General features: G+C 47.8%; 19 protein-coding genes and 1 rRNA gene. 17 read left to right on the top strand and 3 right to left on the bottom strand.

The features are described 5' to 3' along the window. A 16S ribosomal RNA gene (locus tag T499_RS0109635) occupies nucleotides 1-207 on the bottom strand; the annotation flags it as partial. A gap of 558 nt (nucleotides 208-765) precedes the next feature. Here T499_RS0109635 and T499_RS0109630 point away from each other — a divergent pair. From T499_RS0109630 to T499_RS0109555, 16 genes are all read left to right on the top strand, one after another. Beyond that, on the top strand, nucleotides 766-1,368 hold the full coding sequence (locus T499_RS0109630) for a DUF4923 family protein (RefSeq protein WP_033150782.1): 603 nt from the start codon (nucleotides 766-768) through the stop codon (nucleotides 1,366-1,368). 84 nt (nucleotides 1,369-1,452) lie between these two features. Continuing rightward, nucleotides 1,453-1,929, top strand: a complete 477-nt coding sequence (gene argR / locus T499_RS0109625) for an arginine repressor (RefSeq protein WP_013064565.1) — start codon at nucleotides 1,453-1,455, stop codon at nucleotides 1,927-1,929. 11 nt (nucleotides 1,930-1,940) lie between these two features. Further along, complete coding sequence (locus tag T499_RS0109620) at nucleotides 1,941-2,546, top strand: GNAT family N-acetyltransferase (protein ID WP_033150781.1); 606 nt, start codon at nucleotides 1,941-1,943, stop codon at nucleotides 2,544-2,546. A gap of 52 nt (nucleotides 2,547-2,598) precedes the next feature. Further along, on the top strand, nucleotides 2,599-3,801 hold the full coding sequence (locus T499_RS0109615; protein ID WP_033150780.1) for an argininosuccinate synthase: 1,203 nt from the start codon (nucleotides 2,599-2,601) through the stop codon (nucleotides 3,799-3,801). Between the two features lie 33 nt (nucleotides 3,802-3,834). Then, entirely contained in the window at nucleotides 3,835-4,800 is a 966-nt protein-coding gene (argC, locus tag T499_RS0109610; RefSeq protein ID WP_013063858.1) for an N-acetyl-gamma-glutamyl-phosphate reductase, read from the top strand. Between the two features lie 22 nt (nucleotides 4,801-4,822). After that, complete coding sequence (locus T499_RS0109605) at nucleotides 4,823-5,962, top strand: aspartate aminotransferase family protein (protein ID WP_013065706.1); 1,140 nt, start codon at nucleotides 4,823-4,825, stop codon at nucleotides 5,960-5,962. Then, nucleotides 5,959-6,738, top strand: coding sequence for a pyrroline-5-carboxylate reductase family protein (locus T499_RS0109600; protein ID WP_033150779.1), 780 nt, complete (start codon nucleotides 5,959-5,961; stop codon nucleotides 6,736-6,738). Before T499_RS0109605 ends, T499_RS0109600 begins: the two co-directional genes overlap by 4 nt. Then, nucleotides 6,735-7,349: a hypothetical protein gene (locus T499_RS0109595; protein ID WP_033150778.1), complete on the top strand. Its 615-nt coding sequence runs from the start codon at nucleotides 6,735-6,737 to the stop codon at nucleotides 7,347-7,349. The genes T499_RS0109600 and T499_RS0109595 overlap by 4 nt, the downstream gene beginning before the upstream one ends. Before the next feature lie 14 nt (nucleotides 7,350-7,363). Next, nucleotides 7,364-7,927 (top strand): helix-turn-helix domain-containing protein, encoded by a 564-nt coding sequence (locus tag T499_RS0109590; protein WP_013064828.1) that lies wholly within the window; start codon nucleotides 7,364-7,366, stop codon nucleotides 7,925-7,927. A 27-nt stretch (nucleotides 7,928-7,954) separates the two neighbouring features. Next, nucleotides 7,955-9,607, top strand: a complete 1,653-nt coding sequence (locus T499_RS0109585) for an AMP-binding protein (RefSeq protein ID WP_013064503.1) — start codon at nucleotides 7,955-7,957, stop codon at nucleotides 9,605-9,607. Between the two features lie 16 nt (nucleotides 9,608-9,623). Further along, nucleotides 9,624-9,983 (top strand): YraN family protein, encoded by a 360-nt coding sequence (locus T499_RS0109580; RefSeq protein ID WP_013065319.1) that lies wholly within the window; start codon nucleotides 9,624-9,626, stop codon nucleotides 9,981-9,983. 3 nt (nucleotides 9,984-9,986) lie between these two features. Continuing rightward, entirely contained in the window at nucleotides 9,987-10,754 is a 768-nt protein-coding gene (proB, locus tag T499_RS0109575) for a glutamate 5-kinase (protein WP_013064408.1), read from the top strand. 7 nt (nucleotides 10,755-10,761) lie between these two features. Continuing rightward, nucleotides 10,762-12,003, top strand: coding sequence for a glutamate-5-semialdehyde dehydrogenase (locus T499_RS0109570; protein WP_033150777.1), 1,242 nt, complete (start codon nucleotides 10,762-10,764; stop codon nucleotides 12,001-12,003). Nucleotides 12,004-12,026: 23 nt separating this feature from the next. Further along, complete coding sequence (locus T499_RS14240) at nucleotides 12,027-14,102, top strand: PP2C family protein-serine/threonine phosphatase (RefSeq protein ID WP_084163062.1); 2,076 nt, start codon at nucleotides 12,027-12,029, stop codon at nucleotides 14,100-14,102. A 31-nt stretch (nucleotides 14,103-14,133) separates the two neighbouring features. Then, nucleotides 14,134-15,099 carry a Rossmann-fold NAD(P)-binding domain-containing protein gene (locus T499_RS0109560; protein WP_028906680.1) on the top strand — a complete coding sequence of 322 codons (966 nt, stop codon included), beginning with the start codon at nucleotides 14,134-14,136 and terminating at the stop codon, nucleotides 15,097-15,099. A gap of 81 nt (nucleotides 15,100-15,180) precedes the next feature. Next, nucleotides 15,181-17,160 (top strand): sensor histidine kinase, encoded by a 1,980-nt coding sequence (locus T499_RS0109555; protein ID WP_084163060.1) that lies wholly within the window; start codon nucleotides 15,181-15,183, stop codon nucleotides 17,158-17,160. A 40-nt stretch (nucleotides 17,161-17,200) separates the two neighbouring features. Here the strand turns inward: T499_RS0109555 and axeA1 are convergent, their stop codons facing one another. Together axeA1 and T499_RS14235 are read right to left on the bottom strand one after the other, a co-directional pair. Beyond that, entirely contained in the window at nucleotides 17,201-18,643 is a 1,443-nt protein-coding gene (gene axeA1 / locus T499_RS0109550) for an acetylxylan esterase AxeA1 (RefSeq protein ID WP_033150775.1), read from the bottom strand. Between the two features lie 15 nt (nucleotides 18,644-18,658). After that, nucleotides 18,659-19,636: a DUF3089 domain-containing protein gene (locus tag T499_RS14235; RefSeq protein ID WP_052173602.1), complete on the bottom strand. Its 978-nt coding sequence runs from the start codon at nucleotides 19,634-19,636 to the stop codon at nucleotides 18,659-18,661. A 104-nt stretch (nucleotides 19,637-19,740) separates the two neighbouring features. On the opposite strand from T499_RS14235, the gene T499_RS0109540 reads away from it, so the two are divergent. After that, nucleotides 19,741-20,769, top strand: coding sequence for a threonine aldolase family protein (locus T499_RS0109540; RefSeq protein ID WP_033150774.1), 1,029 nt, complete (start codon nucleotides 19,741-19,743; stop codon nucleotides 20,767-20,769).

The raw sequence follows: 20,769 nt of genomic DNA, 5'->3' as shown, positions 1-20,769 counted from the left end.
CTTCAGATGTCCTCTAAATACAACATAGAGCATTAATCCGACTTTCGCCGGGCTATTCTCTACTATAGGGAAGGTTGGATACGCGTTACTCACCCGTGCGCCGGTCGCCAGCATCAAAAGCAAGCTTTCGATCTGCTGCCCCTCGACTTGCATGTGTTAAGCCTGTAGCTAGCGTTCATCCTGAGCCAGGATCAAACTCTTCACTGTAAAAATTTGTTTGTTTTTTCTATTTAAAATAGAAATGTATCTGTCTCAGAACAACTATCCAAATTCAAGAAATTGAAACGGTTTGTTCATTTACCCAAGAGTATTTCTGCTCTTGCTTCTTGTACTACTTCTGTTTATGTAAATCTTTCAAAGAACTCTTTCTTTTAGTGCTTGTCAGGTGGTGTTCCTGATTTGCGGGTGCAAAGGTACGGCTTTTTTTGGAACTACCAAAACTTTTCGAGAGAAATTTTCATTTTTCATGCATTTTTTTGGTTGCTCTTGACAAATATCAACTTCAAAAATGCTGACACATTATTATATATTATATTGACAGACCGGCATATCCCTAAAAACCATGAGTTAACTCAAAACCCTTCGTGAATTAACTCAAAACCCTTTTTGAATTAACTCACCGCATTTTTTGAGTTCAGAAGAGACTACCTACCCAACTAAGAAATGACTACGTTAATTTCTGATAATTGTTTTGTAGTTTAAGGGATTTAAATTACTTTTGCATTATCAAAAGAAGTAAAACCATCAAAAAGGAAAAAAAGCAAAATGAAGAAAGTAATGGTAGGAATTGCCGCTTTGTCATGCATCGCCATGACAAGCTGCGGCAACATGGGTCAGGTACTCGGTGCCATGACCAATGGTACTGGTGTAGTAAATGCCATCACAAGTGTTATCGGTCTTGATAAGGTAAAACAACAGAATCTGATTGCCACATGGAAATATGCTGGTCCTGGCTGCGCATTTACCAGCGAGAACCTGCTGGCCAAAGCTGGTGGTGAAGTTGCCGCCGTACAGATTGAAGAGAAATTACTGCCCTACTACCAGCAGGTTGGCCTCTCAGCCAGTAACACATATATCACCTTTAACGAAGATGGCACCTTCTCTTCAAAAATAGCCGGCACTCCATTCAACGGCAAATACACTTTCGACGAGGCTACACAGAAAATTTCCTTAAAAGGATTACTGCTCTCGATGAACTGCTATGCAAAGAAAGAGGCAAATGGTATTTCTATCCTGTTCGAAGCCAAGAAACTGTTGACTGTCCTCCAGACCATGTCGGCTATGAGCGGGAACAAAGATTTGCAAACAATTGGAGATTTGAGCAAAAATTACGATGGCGTACGTGTTGGATTCGATATGAAACGGTAAAATTTGCAAATATATGCAGAAATATTTGGTCGGTTGCGAAATTTTGTATAATTTTGCAACCGATTTCTGAATAAATATACTGAGATGAAAGTAAAGACCAACAGATTAGAAGCCCTGAGACTGATCATATCAAGTCAGCAGTTAGGAAGCCAGGACGAATTGTTGAACGCCCTCCAGAAGGAAGGTTTCAAACTGACGCAAGCCACACTGAGTCGCGATCTGAAGCAACTGAAGGTTGCAAAAGCCGCCTCGATGAGTGGCAACTACGTGTATGTACTGCCCAACGAGACCATGTACAAGCGAGTCAGCACGCCCAACAGCATTCGTGAGATGATGAAGGTACCTGGTTTTATCAGTATCAACTTTTCGGGCAACATGGGTATCATCAAGACACGCCCTGGCTATGCCAGTTCGATTGCCTGGAACATCGACAATAGTGATGTACCTGAAATCTTGGGTACCATTGCTGGTGACGACACCATATTCATTGTAATTAAAGAAGGCGTAAAGCATCAGGATGTGGTAGAAGCTCTGACTGATGTCGTGCCAAACATGAAATAAAGAAGAAAGAAATGGAAGAAGAAATTGATGTCTTGGTAGCAGGACCTGAACACGAGAAGTACGTAGACACTATCCTCGACACCATTGCAGAGGCTGCAAAGGTGCGCGGTACAGGTATCGCCAAGAGAACGCATGAGTATCTGGCCAAGAAGATGATGGAAGCAAAAGCTGTCATCGCCCTGACCAAAGATGGTAGATTTGCAGGATTCAGCTACATCGAGACTTGGGAGAATCAGCAATATGTAACCACCTCGGGACTGATTGTACACCCCGACTTCAGAGGTAAGCATATTGCCAAGCGCATCAAGGACATGACTTTTACATTAGCCAGAACCCGATGGCCACACGCCAAGATTTTCTCGCTGACCAGTGGTGCAGCAGTGATGGCAATGAACACCGCATTAGGCTATCAGCCAGTTACCTTTGCCGACTTAACCGACGACGAGGCATTCTGGAAAGGTTGCGAGGGTTGTTGCAATGTTGACGTTCTGCATCGTACAGGTCGCAAATACTGCATCTGTACAGCGATGCTTTACGATCCAACAGAGCATCTGCCAGCAAAGATCTCCGACGATGTACTGGAGAGAATACGCAAAATTGATTCTGTTAGTGAATAGTAAAGGTTCGATACGAAGTATCAAATAGTAAATAATATAAAGCAACAAAGATATGGCAAACAAGAAAGTAGTAGTCGCATTTTCAGGAGGTCTTGACACCTCTTACACCGTTATGAAACTCACCCAGGATGGCTGGGATGTATATGCAGCCTGCGCCAACACAGGCGGTTTTAGCGACGAGCAGTTGAAGAAGAACGAGGAGAACGCCTTTAAGCTTGGTGCAAAGGCTTATGTAACCCTCGATGTAACCCACGAGTATTACGAGAAATCGTTGAAGTATATGATTTTCGGAAATGTGCTGCGTAACAACTGCTACCCAATTTCTGTATCAAGCGAGCGTATTTTCCAGGCTATCGCCATCGCCCGCTATGCCAAGGAGATTGGTGCTGATGCCATCGCCCACGGTTCAACCGGTGCCGGAAACGACCAGATTCGTTTCGACATGACCTTCCTTGTAATGGCACCAGGCGTAGAGATCATCACCCTGACCCGCGATAAGAAACTGACTCGTAAAGAAGAAGTTGACTACCTGAACGAGCACGGATTCTTTGCTGATTTCACCAAGCTAAAGTACTCATATAACGTTGGTATCTGGGGTACCAGTATCTGTGGCGGCGAGTTGCTCGATCCCACACAGGGACTGCCTGAAGAGGCTTACCTGAAGCATGTTACTGCCAAGGAGCAGGAAGCACTGCTGAAGATTCAGTTCGACAAGGGTGAGATTGTAGCCGTAAATGGCGAGAAGTTCGATGATAAGGTGAAAGCCATCCAGAAGATTGAAGAGATTGGAGCCAGCTATGCTATCGGTCGTGATGCCAACGTTGGTGATACTATCATCGGCATTAAGGGCCGCGTAGGTTTCGAAGCTGCAGCCCCCAAGCTCATCATCGAGGCTCACCGTCTACTGGAGAAGTCAACACTCTCTAAGTGGCAGCAGTACTGGAAGGATCAGGTTGCCAACTGGTATGGCATGTTCCTGCACGAGAGTCAGTATCTGGAGCCAGTGATGCCCGATATCGAGGCTATGCTTACCTCTTCGCAGCGCAACGTAACTGGTACAGCTATTCTGAAACTCCGTCCTTACGGATTTGAGACTGTTGGTATCGACAGTGCGAACGACCTGACCAAGAGTAAGCTGGGCGAATATGGTGAGACTCAGACAGGTTGGACAGCCGACGAGGCCAAGGGCTTCATCAAAGTTAGCTCTACCCCACTGCGTGTATACTACGGCATCCACAAGGACGAGAAAAGATAAGAATCACGGATTACACGGATAAATACCGATTTTATGATAAAGATTGGAATACTTGGTGCAGCAGGTTATACAGGCGGCGAACTCATCCGCTTGTTGCTGAACCATCCTGAAGCAGAGATTGTGTTTGCCAACTCAGAAAGTAATGCTGGCAATCTGGTATCGGATGTGCACGAAGGTCTGATTGGCGACACTGATCTTAAGTTTACCAGCGAGATGCCTTTCGACAAGGTGGATGTGGTATTTTTCTGTTTCGGTCATGGCAAGAGCGAGGCGTTCCTGAAGGAGCATACCATCCCCGCTAACGTCAAAATCATCGATCTGGCACAGGATTTCCGCATCAAAGGCGACCACGACTATGTGTACGGCCTGCCCGAGATTAACAAGGAGGAGATTATGAAAGCTCAGCACCTGGCTAACCCAGGCTGCTTTGCTACTTGTATCCAGCTCGCACTACTGCCTGCCGCTTATCTGAATCTGCTGAAAGAGGATGTGGCTGTGAATGCCATCACTGGTTCAACCGGTGCAGGCCAGAAGCCAGGCGCCACTACACACTTCTCGTGGCGCAACAACAACCTGAGCATCTACAAGCCCTTCCAGCACCAACACATCGCTGAGATTCGTCAGTCATTGAAGCAGATTCAGGGCTATCTTGACGCTGATATCGACTTTATCCCCTATCGTGGCGACTTTGCCCGTGGCATTTTCTGCACAGCAGTTATCAAGACACCAGCCCCAGTAGAAGATGTGATTGAAGCTTACAAGGACTTCTATAAGGATGCAGCCTTTACCCACTATAGCGACAAAGCTATCGACCTGAAGCAGGTAGTAAATACCAACAAAGCTTTGGTACATGTAGAGAAATACGGCAGTAAACTGCTTGTTACCTCTGCTATCGACAACCTGTTGAAGGGTGCTGTTGGTCAGGCTGTACAAAACATGAATATCATGTTCGGCATTGACGAGACTGCCGGACTGAAACTTAAAGCATCAGCTTTCTAACAATTAAAAGAAAGGAAACGACATGAAACTATTCGACGTTTATCCATTGTTCGATGTTAACATCGTAAAAGGAAAAGGTTGTAAAGTGTGGGACGACAAAGGTCAGGAGTATCTCGACCTTTACGGTGGACACGCTGTTATCAGCATCGGCCACTCACATCCCCATTATATTAGTAAGGTAACAGAACAGTTGCAGAACATCGGTTTCTACTCTAACTCTGTTATCAACAAACTGCAAGTACAGCTGGCTGAGCGTTTAGGCAAGATTTCGGGCTACGACGATTATCAGTTGTTCCTGATTAATTCTGGTGCCGAAGCTAACGAGAATGCCCTGAAGTTGGCCTCGTTCAAAACCGGCAACACCCGCGTGCTGAGTTGCGAGAAAGCATTCCACGGCCGTACCAGTCTGGCTGTCGAGGTAACAAACAATCCCAAGATTGTGGCTCCCATCAACGACAACCACCACGTACGTTTCCTGCCTTTGAACGATTTGGAGCCCTGGGTTCGCGAACTGTCGAAAGGTGGCGTAGCAGCTGTAATTCTGGAATGCATCCAGGGTGTAGGCGGTATCCAGATGGCCACACCTGAGTTTGCCCAGGGATTGGCTTACGCTTGTAAGCGTTATGGCGCCGTACTTATCTGCGACGAGATTCAGTGCGGCTATGGTCGTAGCGGAAAATTCTTTGCCCACCAATGGTTAGGCATCAAGCCCGATATCATCACCGTTGCCAAGGGTATCGCTAACGGATTCCCCATGGGTGGTGTGCTGATTTCACCAGAGTTCGAGCCTGTTTACGGACAGTTAGGCACCACCTTTGGTGGTAACCACCTGGCTTGTGCTGCAGCCTTGGCTACACTCGATGTATTTGAGAACGAAGGTCTTGTAGAGAATGCCCGCGAGGTAGGCGACTACCTGATGGAAGGCATTCGCAACATTGGTAGTTCGCACATCAAGGAGGTTCGCGGTCGCGGACTCATGATTGGTATCGAACTCGACATGCCACACGCCATGGTACGTAAGCCACTCATCAAGCATGAGCATTGCTTTACCGGATGTGCAGGTCAGAACATTCTGCGCTTGCTGCCACCACTCTGTCTCACCAAGGCAGAAGCCGACGACTTTATCGAAAGACTGATTAGAGTAAAACCCGAGGAATTATGAAAATTTCAGTAATAGGCGCAGGCGCCATGGGTGGCGCTACCGTCGAAGGTCTGATCAAAGGCCATCAGTTTAAGAACGAAGATATCACCGTAAGCGATCCTTCGCAAGCGGTTGTAGATAAGTTTGCCAAGTTAGGTGTTAACGTAACTACCGACAACCAGCAGGCTGCCAAGACTGCCGATATTGTTTGCGTAGTTGTAAAACCTTGGTTAGTAGAGCGTGTACTCACCGACATCAAAGCCGAACTCGACCCCAAGAAACAACTCCTGATTGTAATTGCCGCAGGCGTTCCTTCAGCAAGTATCAAGGAATGGTTGGGTGCAAACTGTCCCCCACTTTTCCTGGTTATTCCAAACATCGCCATTGCCCAGTTGGCTTCGATGACCTTCATCGTACCTTGCGATACCACCCTGCAGCAGACTGAACTGGTTCAGGGTATCTTTAACGATATGGGCACATCGCTCCTCACCGACGAGCAACACTTGGCATCAGGTACCACGCTGGCCAGTTGCGGTATCGCTTATGCCATGCGCTATATCCGCGCAGCAGCCGAAGGTGGTGTAGAGTTAGGTTTCAAGGCCGATGATGCCAAGAAGATTGTGATGCAGACCATGAAAGGCGCTGTTGAACTGCTGGAAGCCAGCGGTATGCACCCCGAAGCTGCCATCGATCTGGTTACCACTCCTGGTGGTTTAACCATCAAGGGTCTCAACGAGATGGAACATGCAGGTTTCACCTCTGCTGTTATCCGCGGTCTTAAAGCAGGACTCAAATGAAACGCCTCCTTTATATTCTGCTTGTCTTATGCCTAAGCCTGAATACAAAGGCGCAGGACAATGCCAACGCCCGCCAAGCCAAGCGTGTGTTTAATACCGCTTGGAACCATATCTATGGTAAGGAGGGCGTTACATTCCATTATAAGATAGACATTCTTCACGTATACAAAGAAGAAGGCACCTCATGGAATAAGGGCGACAAAGCCAAGTCGGAATATAAGGACTCCAAGATGTGGAACGACGGTAACCTCAAATATATTCTCCGCGAGAAGAAAGGCATCGTCGAGATTCACGACCCTAAAGTAAACAAGAAGAACGAAAAGCTGCAGATGTTCAAATTCGAACCCGACAGCTACAACTACTCTATCGCCAAGGATCCTGACGGTTTGTTGGTCACCCTCCAAGCCAAGCCTGGTGCCAAAGTAAAGATGAAAAAGATAATTGCCCTGCTCAATCCAGGCAATTACTATCCCAAGAAGCTACGTATAAAAGTTAGCATTTTCTGGGCCACTATCACTTTTTCAAACTTTAAGGCAGGTAACATCGACGATAGCATTTTCGTTTTCCCCAAAGAAAAATATGCGAATTACAAAATCATAGATGAACGATAAATAACATAGAACACATGGACGAGCAATTAAAGCAAATTGGAGAACGCCTTCGCGGTTTGCGCGATGTTCTCGACATTCCAGTAAGCGAGATGGCCGAGACAATCGGTATCGACTCAGAAAAGTACGAGAAGATTGAGAAAGGTGAGCTTGACATCACCATCTCAAACCTCATGAAGATAGCCCACAAGTATGGTGTATCAGCCGAGGAACTGATGTTTGCCGAGGCACCCCATATGAAGTCGTACTTTGTAGTACGTAAAGGTCAGGGCATGAGCGTAGAGCGCACCAAGGCTTACAAGTATCAGAGTCTGGTAAGTGGTTTCGTAAACCACCAGGCCGATGTATTCATTGTAACTGTTGAGCCTAAGCCAGGCGCTCGCACCATTTACAAAAATACCCACCCAGGCCAGGAGTTCAACATGGTACTCGAGGGTAAGATGGAACTCTTTATCGGTGGCAAGACCATCATTCTCGACGAGGGCGACAGCATCTATTTCGACTCATCAAAGCCCCACGGCATGCTGGCCGTAGGCGACAAACCCGTGAAATTCCTCGCCTTTACAGTCGAAAAGAATTGAAGAATTGAAAGATTGAAGAATAAATTTATGGTAGAAAGATTTTTAAAGCAGACACATTTCGAGTCTGTAGAGGATTACAATAAGAATCTGGAGTTTATCATTCCAGAGAACTTCAACTTTGCCTACGACGTGATGGATGCGTGGGCAGAGGAAGCACCCGAGAAGTTAGCATTGCTTTGGACCAACGACCAGGGCGAAGAGATACGTACCACCTATGGTGAGTTAAAGGAACAGAGCGATCAGGCTGCATCATACCTGATGTCGCTGGGTATCGGTAAGGGCGATCCCGTCATGCTCATCCTGAAGCGTCACTACGAGTGGTGGGTTATCATGTTGGCGTTATGTAAGATCGGTGCCATTGTAATTCCCGCTACCCACATGCTCACCAAGCACGACTACGTATATCGTAACACACGTGCCTCAGTAAAGGCCATCATCTGTGCTGACGATGACTATATCATCAGTCAGATCAAGCTGGCCATGCCTGAGAGTCCTACGGTAAAGCAATATATCACACTGCGCGACGAGGAAGGTTTCCACAACTGGAAGGCAGAATGGCAGCAGGCCCCCAAGTTCGAGCGTCCTGCCTTCGTTAATAACAACGAAGACACCATGATTATGTACTTCACCTCTGGTACCAGTGGCGAGCCAAAGATGGTTGCACACGATTATCTGTATGCCATGGGCCACCTCACCACAGGTGTATTCTGGCACAACCTGCACGAAGGCTCACTCCACCTCACCGTAGCCGATACTGGTTGGGGTAAGGCTGTATGGGGTAAGTTCTACGGTCAGTGGTTTGCCGGTGCTACCGTGTTCGTATTCGACCACGAGAAGTTTAATGCCGACACCCTGCTGCGCCAGATGGAGAAGTATAAGGTTACCAGTTTCTGTGCACCTCCCACCATCTACCGTTTTATGATTCGTGAGGATTTGAGCAAGTATGACCTGAGCAGTCTCCAGTATTGCTGTACCGCAGGCGAGGCCCTGAACCCCGCAGTATATGATAAGTTCTACGAGAAGACCGGCATCCGCATGATGGAGGGCTTCGGTCAGACCGAAACCACCATGACCCTCGGTACCTTCCCTTGGATGACACCAAAGCCCGGTTCGATGGGTATCCCTAATGCTCAGTACAATATTGATCTGCTGCGTGCCGACGGAACTTCATGTGAGGATGGTGAGAAAGGTGAGATCGTGGTACGCGTAGGCGATAAGAAGCCTATCGGTTTGTTTAAGGGCTACTACCGCGATGAGGAGAAAACCCGCGAGGCCTGGCACGACGGCATCTATCACACCGGAGATATGGCTTGGCGCGATGAAGACGGTTACTACTGGTTCGAAGGTCGTATCGACGATGTGATCAAGAGCTCAGGTTACCGCATTGGCCCATTCGAGGTTGAGAGTGCCCTGATGACTCACCCTGCCGTAGTTGAGTGCGCCATCACAGGTGTACCCGACGATATCCGCGGTATGGTGGTAAAGGCAACCGTTGTACTCGGCAAAGAGTGGAAGGACAAGGCTGGCGACGATCTCGTAAAGGAACTGCAGCAGCATGTTAAAAAGGAGACAGCGCCTTACAAGTACCCACGTATTGTGGAGTTTGTTGACGAACTGCCAAAGACCATCAGTGGTAAGATTCGCCGCGTAGAGATTCGCAAGAAAGACGCGGAGAAATAATGATGAAAGAATAGTTATGGCTGCACATAATGAGTTAGGGAAATGGGGCGAAGACAAAGCCACCGAATACCTACAGCATCATGGCTATCGTATAATAGAACGCGACTGGAAGTCGGGGCGTCGGGATATCGACATCATCGCCACAGACGGTAACGAAGTGGTATTTGTTGAAGTCAAAACCCGTCGCAACCGATTGTTCGGTGACCCTGAAGAGGCTGTCGACTACCGTAAGTTACAGAATCTCCGTCTGGCCATCAACCACTACATCAAGTACCGCCGTATCAATAGCGATGTTAGGTTCGACATTATTACTGTAGTCGGCACGATGGGTCAGCAACCAGAAATAGATCACATCAAAGATGTACGATTATATTAGAAGATGAAGAAAAGAATTGTTATCAAAGTAGGTTCGAACGTACTGACACGAGCAGATGGCAAACTGGACGTCACCCGCATGTCGGCGTTGGTCGATCAGATAGCTTGGTTGCGCAAGCAGAATATCGAGGTGATCCTTGTTACCTCGGGTGCCGTAGCCTGCGGTAGACGCGAACTCACAGTCGACCACTCGCTTGATTCGGTTGAACAGCGCCAGTTGTTCTCTGCTGTCGGTCAGGTAAAACTCGTAGGTCTTTACTACGACTTGTTCCGCGAGTTTGGTATTCACGTTGGTCAGGTGCTCACCATGAAGGAGAACTTCCAGCCAGGCGAGCAGTATCGCAACCAGCAGGCATGTATGACGGTGATGCTGGAGAACGATGTTCTCCCCATCGTTAACGAGAACGACACCGTATCAGTTACCGAGCTGATGTTTACAGATAACGATGAACTCTCGGGCCTCATCGCACAGATGATGAAAGCCGATTCACTGATTCTGCTCTCTAACATCGATGGTATCTATACCGGTCACCCCGATGATCCTTCATCGGAACTGATACAGACCGTTGCACCTTGCACCGACCTTTCAAAATTTATCCAGAAGGAGAAGAGTGCTTTCGGACGTGGTGGTATGCACTCAAAATACCACACGGCCAGCAACATCCAGTCGGCAGGCATCCACGTTATCATCGCTAATGGTACCCGCGATGATATCCTGATCGACTTGATTGAAAGACCAGAGTCAACACCTCACACTGAATTCCTAACATAATAGAGCTATGCAACTCAAAGATACATTCGAACGTGTAAAACGTGCCAGCAAGAGTCTGGCTCTGCTTACCGACGAGCAGCGCAACGAGATACTCAATGCCGTTGCCAATGCTATCATTAATCATAAGGCAAGAATCCTGGAGGCAAACGCCCAGGATTTGGCCAAGATGTCGAAAGCCAACCCATTGTACGACCGTCTGCAACTCACAGATAGCCGTTTAGAGGGTATTGCTTCCGACATGCGCAAAGTAGCCACCCTCCCCTCACCATTAGGACATATCACTAAACAGAAAACACTGCCCAACGGACTTCGTCTGTGTCGTATCAGCGTGCCCTTTGGTGTAATTGGTATGATTTACGAAGCGCGCCCTAATGTTACGTTCGATGTATTCTCGCTCTGCTTTAAGAGCGGTAATGCTTGCATACTGAAAGGTGGAAAGGATGCCGACTGCAGTAACCGCGAGGAAGTTGCACTCATTCATGAGATATTGGAACAGTTTGGTGTATCCAAAGATGTGGTTGCCCTGCTGCCCGCCACTCATGAGGCTACAGGCGAGATGCTGAATGCTGTGGGTTATGTAGATCTCTGCATTCCACGTGGCGGTCGTAAGCTTATCGACTTCGTACGCGACACAGCTCGTATACCTGTTATCGAAACAGGTGCCGGTGTAGTAAACACCTATTTCGACGCCGAGGGCGACTTAGAGATGGGATGTGCAATCATTAACAATGCCAAAACCCGCCGTGTATCTGTTTGCAACGCACTCGACTGTCTGCTAATACACGAGAGCCGCCTGGCCGATCTGCCTGCTCTCTGCCAGAAAATGGCCGACAAGCATGTTATCATCTATGCCGACAAACAGGCATACCAAGCCCTCGATGGCAATTATCCTTTCTTGGAGCCAGCCACCGACGACAGTTTCGGAACCGAGTTTATGGATTATAAGCTTGCTATCAAGACTGTTGCTTCGCTTGACGAAGCTCTCGACCATATAGATCAGAACGGTAGCGGACATAGCGAGGCTATCGTTACGATGAACGAACAAACTGCCCGTAAGTTCCAGGCTCATGTTGATGCAGCCTGCGTTTACTGGAATGCCCCCACCTCGTTTACCGATGGTGCTCAGTTCGGTCTTGGCGCCGAGATAGGCATCTCTACTCAGAAACTCGGCCCCCGTGGCCCTATGGCACTTGAGGAGATTACCACGTTCAAGTGGCTTATCGAAGGTGAAGGACAGATACGTCCATAGGTTATATATAAGGAGGGAACAAAATGAAAAGAAACATTACTATATACCTACTATTCTTTGTGCTGCCACTTATAGTGGCGGCCCAAAGTCATCAGACCGAACTTGATCGGTTGACAAAGGAGATGTACCGTCTGTACTCCTCACACGAGGTTGAGCAGTTCATGAATATCACCGACCAACTGAAAGACGCTTGCCAGAAAGCGAAAGACGAAGATCTCTACTACCGGACCTGGGCCAACCAGGCCTCCTTTGCATTTTCAAAAATCAGCAGAGACAAAGGCATTGAGATAGCCAAGGCTCTGAACGAGTATAGCCAGCAACACGACAGCAAACTAGGTATATACTATTCGTCACTCATCACAGCCAGCCAGTCCAGCGTCCTCAGGATGGAAATACAGGCTGAGCAGAATTACTTAAAAGCCTTAAAATATAAACAATCTTTTTTGCCCCATATCAATGCCGCTCCGGCCTATTTGGGACTAGCAAAAATCTATCACAATCGCAGAGACCAGAAGAAAGTGCTCGAAATGGCCGACAAAGCCTTGAAAGAACCCAACCTCACAGGACCTTCGATTGTAGATGCATGGAGTTATCGATGCATCGCAGCCATGTATCATCAGGGAGCCAATCAAAAAACAGAGTTGAACAAGGCTTACGCGGAATGGAAAAAAGTCTCAGAGAAGTATCATTACCGTTCGCTCTTTGCTAACGATATTGAAATCTACCATGCCCGTGTTAACGGCGACTACGAGAAAATGCTCGAATTGGCCCAAAAAGTGAAGTTGCCCCAAGAACGAGCCCAGTTTATCTCTTACGCTTACGAATGGTTGGGGAAATGGGAAGATGCCCTCAAATACTTCAAAGAGTATAAAAGGGTTAGCGACTCCATCAACACGGCCGACATACGTAAGCAATCGGCAGAGCATACCATGCAGATGGACATCATCCGAGCCGAGAACGAAGCAAAGAAATTGAAGTTGCACAACCAGGAACTACGTTTGGAACGCCAAGCCAACGAACTGGAACAAGAACGCTTGGAGAAAGAAGCATTAGATCTGACACTTAAGAATCGCGACATCGAACTAAGCAATGCCGCCATAAAACTAAAGAACGATAGCCTTGACCGTCACGCACAACAGCTAAAGCTAAGCGAATACCAGTCGAAGCTGGAAGCGCGACAGAGTAAGGAGAAGACAGAACGCATCACCCTCTGGGCAGCCATCAGTGTTGGTCTGCTCATCATCACTTTCCTGTGCATCTATCTATATCGTCGCAGTCGCCACATGAAAGATCTGACTGTGGCCTACGACAAGTTGGAGACTGCCTACGAGCAGTTGGAACAGACCACCGCAGCAAAGGAGCGCATTGAGAGCGAGCTACGTATTGCCCGCGAAATTCAGATGTCGATGGTGCCACACGAATTCCCCGAGCGTCCCGACCTGGATCTCTACGCCTCGATGAACCCAGCCAAGGAGGTTGGCGGCGATCTATACGATTATCTGCTTGAAGATAACATCTTATATTTCTGTTTGGGCGATGTATCTGGAAAAGGAGTGCCTGCCTCACTATTTATGGCCCAGACCATCCGTCTATTCCGTGCCTTAGCAAAGCAGCACATGATGCCAGCCTCCATAGCCACACGCTTGAATGATGAACTAACAGAGAAAAACGACAACGGCATGTTCGTCACTATGTTCATTGGTCAGCTAAATCTTACCAACGGCCAACTCCATTTCTGCAATGCCGGGCACAATCCCCCTGTCATCGGAGGCGATGAGCAGCAAGGTTCATTCCTTGAGATGGAGTCGAATGCCCCTATCGGTCTATGGCCGGAACTTGAATATATCGGCGAGGAGATTGCATCCATCAAGGGGCGTCCTCTCTTCATTTATTCCGATGGACTTAATGAAGCCGAGAACATTAAGCTGGAACAGTTTGGCGACGAGCATATGCTGGATATACTACGGCATACAAAATTCAAAGACGCCCGCCATGTAGTAGAACTGATGGAAGCCGAAGTGGAGCGCCATCGTAATGGTGCCGAACCTAACGACGACATGACCATCATGTGCCTCAAGGCTTTGAGAATTGATAATTAATAGTTGACAATTGATAATTAATAATAAAAATATGAAGAGTTTTATCAACGTAGAAGACCTCGGCCCATTGGATAAGGCGATGGCCGAAGCATTTGAGATTAAGAACGATCGTTACAAGTATCAGCATCTGGGTAAAAACAAGACCCTGATGATGATCTTCTTTAATAATTCGCTCCGCACCCGTCTCAGCACCCAGAAGGCAGCAATGAACTTAGGCATGAATGTGATTGTGCTTGATGTAAATGCCGGTGCATGGAAGTTGGAAACCGAGCGTGGTGTGATTATGGATGGCGACAAGAGCGAGCATCTGCTTGAGGCAATTCCTGTAATGGGATGCTACTGCGACTTGATTGGTGTACGCTCGTTTGCCGGGCTTACCGACCGTGAGTACGACTATGCCGAGACCGTGCTGCAACAGTTCATCAAATATAGCGGTCGTCCCGTATTTGCAATGGAAACAGCTACAGTTCATCCCCTACAGGCCTTTGCCGATCTCATCACCATCGAGGAGCATAAGGTAGTAGAACGTCCAAAGGTAGTCCTCACTTGGGCACCTCATTGCCGTGCATTGCCTCAGGCTGTACCTAACTCGTTCGCCCAGTGGATGAACGCCGCTCCCGATGTTGACTTCGTCATCACCCACCCCGAGGGTTACGAACTCGATCCAAAGTTCGTAGGTAATGCCCGCGTAGAGTACGATCAGAAGAAAGCTTTCGAGGGTGCCGATTTCATCTATGCAAAAAACTGGAGTAACCCAGGTGTATCAAACCTTGCCGATTATGGAAAGATCACCAGCAAGGATATGTCGTGGACAGTTGACACCGAGCACATGTCATGGACAAACAATGGTAAGTTCATGCACTGTCTGCCCGTTCGTCGTAACCTGATTGTAACAGACGATGTGATTGAGAGCCCCAACAGCCTTGTTATCCCCGAGGCAGCCAACCGCGAGATTAGCTGTTCGGTAGTTATCAAGCGCATGCTCGAAGCCCTTTAACCACAAACAATAATTCCCAATAACAATGCCCCGCGTCATCATGAATGAAGTGCGCGGGGCATCCATTACCCCAAAAACATCATGAAACATTATCTATACCTTTTTGTACTTTTAACCTTGGCACTTCTCGGTAGCAACAAGATCTATGCTGATACCGATAACATAGAACAGGAACTAGCCATGCGCGTTCAACAAGCGCAGGTAAGTGGCAGCGATTCCGACTTCTACAATGCTCAAAAGATATTTCTCAACCACCTGGAACAGAACCAGGCTTGGGACAAATACTACCGTGTTTGGATGAGCCGTGTGAACTACGACGTTAACCACAAACACTTTCACCGCGCTTTCACCCAGATTCACCGTCTAACCGATGATATCCGTAAACGTCATCAAGAACAATACCTATACATCCCCAATATGTGTCTTGGCTTATTCTATAGTAGCAGAAACCAGCCGGAGATGGCCGAGACCTACTTCCGTCGCGCACTGAAGGGTGTTGATGCTAATAAGGAACCCGTATCAGTATTCAATTGCTATCTTTCGCTGGCACTGTCGCTTAGTTTCAAGCACCCTGCTGAGGCGATGGCTTGTCTCGACAGTCTACCAAAACAAATGCTCGAGAACCCCATGTACGACAGCGGTGTGCTTGGCTACCGGTGTATCATTGCCAGCCACCAAGGCGACCGCCAGGCATTCGACCGATACTTTGCCCGTTACGACAGTATACGCCAGCATAATCCCGCAGGGTTTAATCCTGCAAACCTGCAGCAGGTGATGGTATGCCACTACCTGTTACGTAACGACTACAAGCAGGCGCTGGCATGGTGCGACTCAGCCGCAGTTCCACAGTTAGCCAACCAACTACGATTGGAGGTTTTCCAGACAACAGGCAATTGGCAGCAAGCCTTCCGTGAAATTCAGCTGAAAGACAGTATGGAACAAGCCGACGAGCGCGAAGTACTGGAGGAACACCTGATGGACGTGACCCACGACATCGACCTGTTACAAGCCGAGCAGGAAAAGGCCGAACTACGACGCAAACAACTGATGTCTGCAGGTCTGATGGCAGCCACCATCATCGCCCTGCTGATAGCAGTACTTATCTATCGCTATTTCAAAAATCTCAAGTTGAAAGAGCAGTTCCATGAGTTACAGGAGGCCCGCCGTCGAGCTAAGGCCGGTCAGGCTATCCGTCGTGCCTTTGTAACAACCATCTTTGAAAAGCTCAAATCACCTATCAGTTCGCTGCTAAACTATGCACGCATATTCAACGATCCAGAATTCAAACTCAAACCCGAGGAACGCAGTAAGCGTTATCGCGATATTGTTGCTGCAGCCAAGAACATCGAATCGTTGATGGACCCTGTACTTGATTCTTACTCACGTGGCGATTTAGGAATTACTGATGAGGAGAAACGTGTTTGTCAGGATGCGCTCCGCTCGCCGTTACAGACACTGATTGGTACTGCAGAAGTTATCATCGATGCCGACGGACAGTTGCCCCACGATGAGTATATGCAGTTACGCTCAGCTATCTGCCGTGATGCCTACGATGTAGCTACATCTACCCGCAAGCTGATATTATTCAGTCTCTATGGCGATGCTTATCCTATCCCTATGAACTACGAGATTGGTCTTAACGAAATGGCACGTACCACTCTAAACAGTTACGACCAGCATTTCAAAACCCAACCCAAGAACATCGAGTTTGTAACAGATGTGGCCGACGATGTGAAGATTACCACCAATATGCTGCTGCAGGAGCTGATTAACTGTTTACTCGACAATGTTGTAAAATATGCCACAGGCGATACGCTGCAGTTAAGCTGTCACACCCTAACCGATGGTAGCTATGCGATTGCTGTAAGCAACGAAGGCCCCACCATCCCAGCGAGTGATGCTGAGCATATCTTTGTGCCGTTTGTACGTCTGTCACCCGACGAGCATACACTTGGCGTTGGCTTGCCATTGGCCCGATGCTTAGCCACCTCGATGGGATACACCCTCACCCTCGACACCACTTACACACAAGGTGCCCGGTTTGTGGTTAGATTAAAATAAAAAATAATCCCCGTTCACAACAGAACGGGGATTACTGTATTTATTTGATGGCTGCCGCAATGATCTCGGCCATCTTCTTGGCCCCTTTTTCGTTGGGATGAATACCATCATCTACCACCTTATCGCCATCGTTTAGCATCAGGGCATGCAGATCGATAATCTGTAAGCCATACTGCTTAGCTACTTCCTGCTGGATGGGGATAATCTCGTCGGTAATCACCTTATCGTTGATATTCCAACTAGGCTTGAAGGCAGGGATGGGCGTACAAAGCAGGATCTTTGGACCTGCAGGCTGAGCTGCAGCCTTAGCCTTCTTCTTACCTTTCTTAGCTGGTTGGGCAAGGTCTGGGCGCAGGGTCTTAATCATCTGTTCCAAATCCTGCCTAAACTCTGAGCCATACTGCCAGTTCTCGGGCTTCGAGTCGTTGGTGCCGAGCTTAATCACAACCACATCGGGCTTAAATGCCAAGGCATCCTTCCAGGCCATCTCGTTCATATAAGGGAAGTCGCCCTTGTTCAGCATGGTACGTGCCGAAACACCAAAGTTCTTTACCCAGTAGCCATCACCCAGGATACCCTGCAGTTGTGCCGGATAGCCGTACTTGGCACGCATATCAATACCAAAACCATCAGTAATGCTGTTACCGATGCAAGCCACACGGATAGCATCCTCCTTGGGGGCAGGAATCGACTTAAGCCAGTTACCTAAGTCCTGCAACAGTTGGTCGTGATACTTAAACCACGTGCCAAAGCCAAAGCCATGATCGCCCGAAGGGTAGATAAACAAGCTGCATTCATTACCGGCATTGCGCATAGCCGAATAATACTGTATACCATTGGTTACCACAGGCACCAAACGGTCGTCGTTAGCGCTGATGATACAAGCAGGTGGTGTGAGATGACTGCGAACGGCATTCTGGGTTGAGTACTGTCCTATAAGTTTAGGATCCTTATACCCCTCTTTACCCAGAAAGTTGATGCACGACCACTTATGTGATACACGCTCATCCATCGAGATTACTGGATAGAATAGTATCGAGAAGTTAGGACGCACTTCATAAGGCGACATCGTTGAGATGACCGACGACAGATGTCCACCTGCCGAGAAGCCCATAATGCCCACATCGTTAGGATTAATATTCCAGACCTTAGCCGAGTCGCGAACGATACGGAAGCCTTGCTCCACATCTCCTACTGGAATGGTACGGTCACCATGCGGCAAACGATAGTTTACCACGAAATAAGCGATACCCTGTTTGTTTAACCAATCGGAAGCCTGATAGCCCTCATGCGTATTCGAAAGCATAGAGTAGCCACCTCCAGGCACGCCAACAATAGCTCTGCCTGAGGGATTCTCTGGCAGGAAACACACCATCTGAGCCTTTCCGTCATCGGTCAGGTTCAGGGTAAACTTCTTTGCGGTCTGGGCCTGCATGGTCATAGCCAGCATCAGCAGCCCCGTCATGAATAGTTTTCTGTTCATAGTTACAACAATTCTTTATTTAGTCCTATTGTTAAAAAATGCCTCCACACGATCAGCCATATTCTGCCTGATATAAGGGTAGTAGAATCTTAGTTCCATGTGATGATAGTTTCCCGGAATACCGATTACCGGCATCGGTTCATCATTCTTATAGCCACCTATCAACAGTAACTTGCTCTTCGGGTCGAGTCGTGCCGAGAGCGTATCATTCTGATGTTCCTTGTCGTAATACACAAACGACGCGCCTACCGTATCTGTTCGCCAGTTGATGGGATTAATACAGAACAGATTACCCGCACTTACCACTGGTATTTCGCACTCAGGTGTCTTTACCGAGTTAAAGCAAATCGACACCTTGGTATCGTTAGCCTTGCAAGCCGGATGCAGATGTCGGCAACAGGCCGTATCTTCCTTAGTAATCCTATAACCAATAAAATAGGCAGCCACCATGCGGTCGGCCACATCATCCGGCATACGTTTCATAATCTCCAACATAGCATGAGCTCCCTGACTGAAGCCTGCCAGTATAAAGGGGCGCCCCTGATTCAGATGTTTGATATAGTAATCCCAACTCCGAACGCAGTCCGACATGGCTAATGGCAAACGTGCAAGCGCAGTTTCGGTTGACGACCACGACTGTAGCGACACCTGACGGTAATAAGGCGAATAGTAATTCAGTTTGCCTGAATAAAATGAATCCACAGCATGCATCTCAATCCTCATCTGTCCACGCTGACCAGCGTTGTAAGTGTCGGCAAAATGGCAGGTATCACTACCTATCATATGGTCGCCTGTTTCTGTAGAGATGATATAAAACAAATCGGCCTCACCCTGGCGGTTAACTATAAACCACTGGCTGGGATCATCGTAATGCGGTGATGGGGGAATTGGACCGATAACCGACTGACTATCACTATCCCACGAACCGAAGAATAGCGAAGCGCATACGCAAGAAAGCGCAACAAAAGCCGTTTTTAGTCTATTCGTACACATATAATTGACTAATTTGCGTGCAAAAATACAAATTTCAAGCGAAGTTAGCAAATAAATCGCAAAACTTTATGTAAATTTGCACGCAAAAACAACTAATAAACAATATGATTTCATTTGAATGTGACTACAACAACGGGGCTCATCCAAAAGTTTTGGAGAACCTGATTAAATACAACGATGCCAAACCAACCCCTTATGGTTTTGATGAGTTTAGCGAACGCGCCAAAGAGCGCATCCGTGTAGCATGCGGATTGCCCGATGCCCAGATATTCTTCCTCACCGGCGGCACCCAGACCAATGCCACCACCATCGACTCGATGCTGTATCAGTACGAGGGTGTGATTTGTGTTGGCAGCGGTCATATCAACGTACACGAGGCTGGTGCTGTAGAGTTCACCGAGCACAAAATCATAACCATTGCCGATAATAATGGTAAGATGGAAGCCAAGACACTCGACAAGTATCTCGACGACTATATGCACGATGGCAACAAGGATCACGCCGTTCACCCAGGTCTGGTATATATCACGTTCCCCACCGAGTTTGGTACACTCTACACAGCCAAAGAGCTAGACGACATCTATCAGGTATGCCAGCGCTACGAGATACCTCTCTATATAGATGGAGCCCGTTTAGGCTATGGCCTGATGGCAGAGGGCAATGATATATCCCTGCCCTATCTGGCCCGCCACTGCGATGTGTTCTATATCGGTGGCACTAAGATTGGTGCCCTTTGCGGCGAGGCTGTGGTATTTACGCACCAGAATGCCCACAAGCATTTCTTCTCCATCCAGAAACAGCATGGTGCCGTGATTGCCAAGGGCGCCTTGATAGGCTTGCAGTTCGATGCGCTTTTTTCCGACGACCTCTACTTCAAACTCTCAGAACATGCCATCAAGATGGCTATGCGCATGAAGCAGATATTCATCAAGAAAGGCTTCGAGTTCTATGTCGACTCACCCACCAACCAGCAGTTTGTAATTATGGACAATACACTGGTTGAGGCACTGAGTCAGAAGATGAAGTTCACTCATTTCGGTCAGGCCGACAAATACCATACCATCTGCCGTTTCGTAACCAGCTGGGCCACCACCGAAGAAGAATTAGACGAATTAGAGAAGATTCTAGAATAA

The organism is Prevotella sp. RM4 (genome assembly GCF_000701965.1).
In the GTDB taxonomy this organism is placed as follows: Bacteria; Bacteroidota; Bacteroidia; order Bacteroidales; family Bacteroidaceae; genus Prevotella; species Prevotella ruminicola.
Note: the sequence above shows the minus strand (reverse complement) of the source record. Positions and strands in the feature narration are given on the sequence as shown.

What these genes read in the sequence shown, in the direction of transcription:
- T499_RS14235 (WP_052173602.1), bottom strand. Translation starts at nt 19,636, where the DNA reads ATGTGTACGAATAGACTAAAAACGGCTTTTGTTGCGCTTTCTTGCGTA.
- T499_RS0109580 (WP_013065319.1), top strand. Translation starts at nt 9,624, where the DNA reads ATGGCTGCACATAATGAGTTAGGGAAATGGGGCGAAGACAAAGCCACC.
- T499_RS0109605 (WP_013065706.1), top strand. Translation starts at nt 4,823, where the DNA reads ATGAAACTATTCGACGTTTATCCATTGTTCGATGTTAACATCGTAAAA.
- T499_RS0109555 (WP_084163060.1), top strand. Translation starts at nt 15,181, where the DNA reads ATGAAACATTATCTATACCTTTTTGTACTTTTAACCTTGGCACTTCTC.
- T499_RS14240 (WP_084163062.1), top strand. Translation starts at nt 12,027, where the DNA reads ATGAAAAGAAACATTACTATATACCTACTATTCTTTGTGCTGCCACTT.
- argC (WP_013063858.1), top strand. Translation starts at nt 3,835, where the DNA reads ATGATAAAGATTGGAATACTTGGTGCAGCAGGTTATACAGGCGGCGAA.
- T499_RS0109540 (WP_033150774.1), top strand. Translation starts at nt 19,741, where the DNA reads ATGATTTCATTTGAATGTGACTACAACAACGGGGCTCATCCAAAAGTT.
- T499_RS0109595 (WP_033150778.1), top strand. Translation starts at nt 6,735, where the DNA reads ATGAAACGCCTCCTTTATATTCTGCTTGTCTTATGCCTAAGCCTGAAT.
- T499_RS0109615 (WP_033150780.1), top strand. Translation starts at nt 2,599, where the DNA reads ATGGCAAACAAGAAAGTAGTAGTCGCATTTTCAGGAGGTCTTGACACC.
- T499_RS0109570 (WP_033150777.1), top strand. Translation starts at nt 10,762, where the DNA reads ATGCAACTCAAAGATACATTCGAACGTGTAAAACGTGCCAGCAAGAGT.
- T499_RS0109600 (WP_033150779.1), top strand. Translation starts at nt 5,959, where the DNA reads ATGAAAATTTCAGTAATAGGCGCAGGCGCCATGGGTGGCGCTACCGTC.
- T499_RS0109620 (WP_033150781.1), top strand. Translation starts at nt 1,941, where the DNA reads ATGGAAGAAGAAATTGATGTCTTGGTAGCAGGACCTGAACACGAGAAG.
- T499_RS0109630 (WP_033150782.1), top strand. Translation starts at nt 766, where the DNA reads ATGAAGAAAGTAATGGTAGGAATTGCCGCTTTGTCATGCATCGCCATG.
- proB (WP_013064408.1), top strand. Translation starts at nt 9,987, where the DNA reads ATGAAGAAAAGAATTGTTATCAAAGTAGGTTCGAACGTACTGACACGA.
- T499_RS0109585 (WP_013064503.1), top strand. Translation starts at nt 7,955, where the DNA reads ATGGTAGAAAGATTTTTAAAGCAGACACATTTCGAGTCTGTAGAGGAT.
- argR (WP_013064565.1), top strand. Translation starts at nt 1,453, where the DNA reads ATGAAAGTAAAGACCAACAGATTAGAAGCCCTGAGACTGATCATATCA.
- T499_RS0109560 (WP_028906680.1), top strand. Translation starts at nt 14,134, where the DNA reads ATGAAGAGTTTTATCAACGTAGAAGACCTCGGCCCATTGGATAAGGCG.
- axeA1 (WP_033150775.1), bottom strand. Translation starts at nt 18,643, where the DNA reads ATGAACAGAAAACTATTCATGACGGGGCTGCTGATGCTGGCTATGACC.
- T499_RS0109590 (WP_013064828.1), top strand. Translation starts at nt 7,364, where the DNA reads ATGGACGAGCAATTAAAGCAAATTGGAGAACGCCTTCGCGGTTTGCGC.